At 56.9% G+C, this 2,705-nt stretch carries 2 protein-coding genes and 1 pseudogene; 2 read left to right on the forward strand and 1 reads right to left on the reverse strand.

What is annotated here, in order from left to right; all coding sequences use genetic code 11:
- Positions 1-204: 204 nt before the first annotated feature.
- Positions 205-1,443, forward strand: coding sequence for a hypothetical protein (locus BLQ77_RS28590; RefSeq protein ID WP_131822101.1), 1,239 nt, complete (start codon positions 205-207; stop codon positions 1,441-1,443).
- Between the two features lie 86 nt (positions 1,444-1,529).
- Positions 1,530-2,576 (forward strand): hypothetical protein, encoded by a 1,047-nt coding sequence (locus BLQ77_RS28015; RefSeq protein ID WP_089964320.1) that lies wholly within the window; start codon positions 1,530-1,532, stop codon positions 2,574-2,576.
- Positions 2,577-2,614: 38 nt separating this feature from the next.
- Here the strand turns inward: BLQ77_RS28015 and BLQ77_RS28360 are convergent.
- Positions 2,615-2,705 (reverse strand): annotated as a pseudogene (locus tag BLQ77_RS28360) (IS5/IS1182 family transposase); the annotation flags it as partial.

Consider the following 2,705-nt stretch of genomic DNA (forward strand, 5'->3'; position numbering starts at 1 on the left):
TCCTGGGCTTCATCGACATCACGTCGATACGCCTTTGGGTGCGCCATTTGTCAACATGACCTAATTTTCGCGCCCTCATTGAAGTGGGAGTTAATTGATGAAACCAATTGCTTAGCGCCGATCCGGATGTGGGATGCTGCGATTCCACTTAGGGGTCGTGTTTTGGTTCACCGAAGACTTCGAGCTTGGTTGAAGGTCTGATACATGTCACTGATCTTGAAGATGATCCAAGCCTTTCCGCGCGGTCGAAGCACAGAGGAACTGCTGGTTCTAGTGGGCGCTAGCTTTTCGCACGACAAGCGGCTCGCAGCGATTGGCGAGCTGGATTCTCTGTTTCGCGACGGCCTTATCGACAAAGGTAGTGACGGCCGCTGGCGCGCGAAAACTAAGGGGCTGAATCGCGGTGAGGAACGCGGATCGGATTTAAGGGCAAGAAGCCCCGGGAGCTCTGGGGACATTATTCATGCTGCAAGTGCGGCCTTTCACTCGGAACCAATCGTAACGGAAACGTTCGAAACGGATGGCGAAGGTCCACTCGGAATCGAGCCGCAGGCACTGTTGAGATACTGGCGTTCTGCGTTGCGGGCCGATCCACGTGGCGCAACGACCCATGTTTTCGATAAACATGGTATCGAATGGTCGCTGATCTCCGGCCGTGGTCCAATCGCCCCTGACGATGGGCGGGCTTCAGTGATCTCCATTGACCTCGACGCTATTAATCCGGCGTTTCGAGAGGCCTTAGTCCGCAGAGAAGGTCACGAGAACGCTCTTGCTGTGGGTTGGCCGATAGCTGTCGGGCGTCGCGGTGGCGTTCCGTTGTTCCAGCCGGTCGGCATGTTTGCCGCAGCATGGAGCCGTGAGGGCGAACGTCTTGTCCTGACGGTTGATGCCGACGATGTTTTGGTAAACCCCGATTGGGTGAAGAGCGCTGCCAGAGCGAGCGGTTGGAACCGCAATGATCTTGCCGAGCTGTTCTTTGCTGACGATGGACTTGGCCTTTGCGCTGCGGACTTCGTGGAGAAGGTGAGAGTCGCGGTCGCGAGTCAGCTACGCGGGCGTATCGTTGGGGAAGACCTCTCCACGCAGCTTGATGCTTCCGCTCAGGGAATATACGACGCCGCAGCGATCTTCCTACCGACCGACTCCTCTTTCACGGCGGGCGCGGCTCGCGATCTTGACGTGATTGCAACATGGCCATTGGCAGCAGCGCACCGCGCAGGCAGCGGGGCACCGATCTTCTTCGATTTCCTGCCGCGCTTATCGACGATCGTATTTGGTTCGGGCGGCGCAATGAACTTCGATCTCATTCGGCAAGAAGAAACACTTGAAGCCGGGCGGACTTACCGGAGCCCCGAACCGGCAACATTTGCAATCCCTGGTGGCAGGAAAACGTCTCGGTCTACTTGCGGAAAGAGGCCGCGCCTTGGCCGCGCAAGGCGATAGTGCCGCTCGGCGCCCCCCTGAAGCGACAAGCCGCTGTCTCTCTTTGGGTCGAACAGAAACCTGCCGCCGGCCGTGCACGAATCTTGATGGAAGCGCCGGACTTGGGAAGAAACTTCACGGTCGATTGGGATGAGGCTCTGAACGACGAGCGTGCTTGGGACGAGATAATCGACAGCCTCGATGCCCAGGTGTCTATCCCCAAACGGCTGGTTCTTCCCTGTGGGATGGAGGCGTGGCGAGACAGTGCTCGCTCCGCAGGAATGCAAACGATCCTTGAAACCGCTCCCGATCAACGCGAGATGGACTGGGAGACGCTCGGACAAAAAATGTCGCAGCGGCCCTTCGGGAAATACTGTGTCTCAAGCGATGGCGAGATTCCTGCGGAAATTGAGGGCGAAATTCTTGAACGGTTCGAGTCTCTGACAAACAAGGCGCTCGATGTTGCTGGGCAAAGGCTGCGAGGTGATAATGGCCCGGGCACTGAAAACAATGACGCCCTCAAATTCTTGACCTGGCAGTTCCGAAGGTGCCCGCGCGACGTCGCAACCTGGTTGATAGACTGCATCGAAGCGTCTGGAGAACCTCATCCATTCGTCCAGCATCAGGCCAGCTGGGTTTTGGTGTATCAGGGCCTTGGCCGCATCGTGGGCGACCAAGAGGATGAGGCAAGAGCCATGCGGTTGCTTCTAAAGTCGGATATCGAGGATTGGACCTGGAACCGACAAAGTGCGTCAACGGCCTTCATGCTTTCTCGCTCGGACACGGCACCGTCTCATTTGGGCCGCGGAGACGTCGAACGACTGGCTCGTAGAACGATCGCTGACTTCAAACGCAATATCGGCGGCGAGTATACCATGTTCCACTACGCGCCGTTCTTGCTTGCGGGCCTGATAAGATGGCGGCGCGTGAACCCGAGGGCACTGGTGACTGGCTCCGATCCTTTGGCAGGTGAACTCTTAGAGATAATAGAAAGGACCGAGAAAGACTTGAATGAACGTCGACGAGCAAACGCGAACTTCCAAAGACGACGTTCCAAATTCTTGCCCATTCTTCAAGATTTGAAGTCAGAATTGGCGGGAGAGGGATCGAACCCTGACCTTCTGTTGGACATATACGGAGCGAGTGGGGGCTAAGATGGCGATCGAATTCGCCATAGCCGTTGTCCCGTAGGTCATGTTGACAAATGGCGCACCCAAAGGCGTATCGACGTGATGTCGATGAAGCCCAGGAAGCTCTCCGCAGTTTTGTCGTAGCGGGTGGCG

The organism is Salipiger thiooxidans, assembly GCF_900102075.1.
Lineage (GTDB): Bacteria > Pseudomonadota > Alphaproteobacteria > Rhodobacterales > Rhodobacteraceae > Salipiger > Salipiger thiooxidans.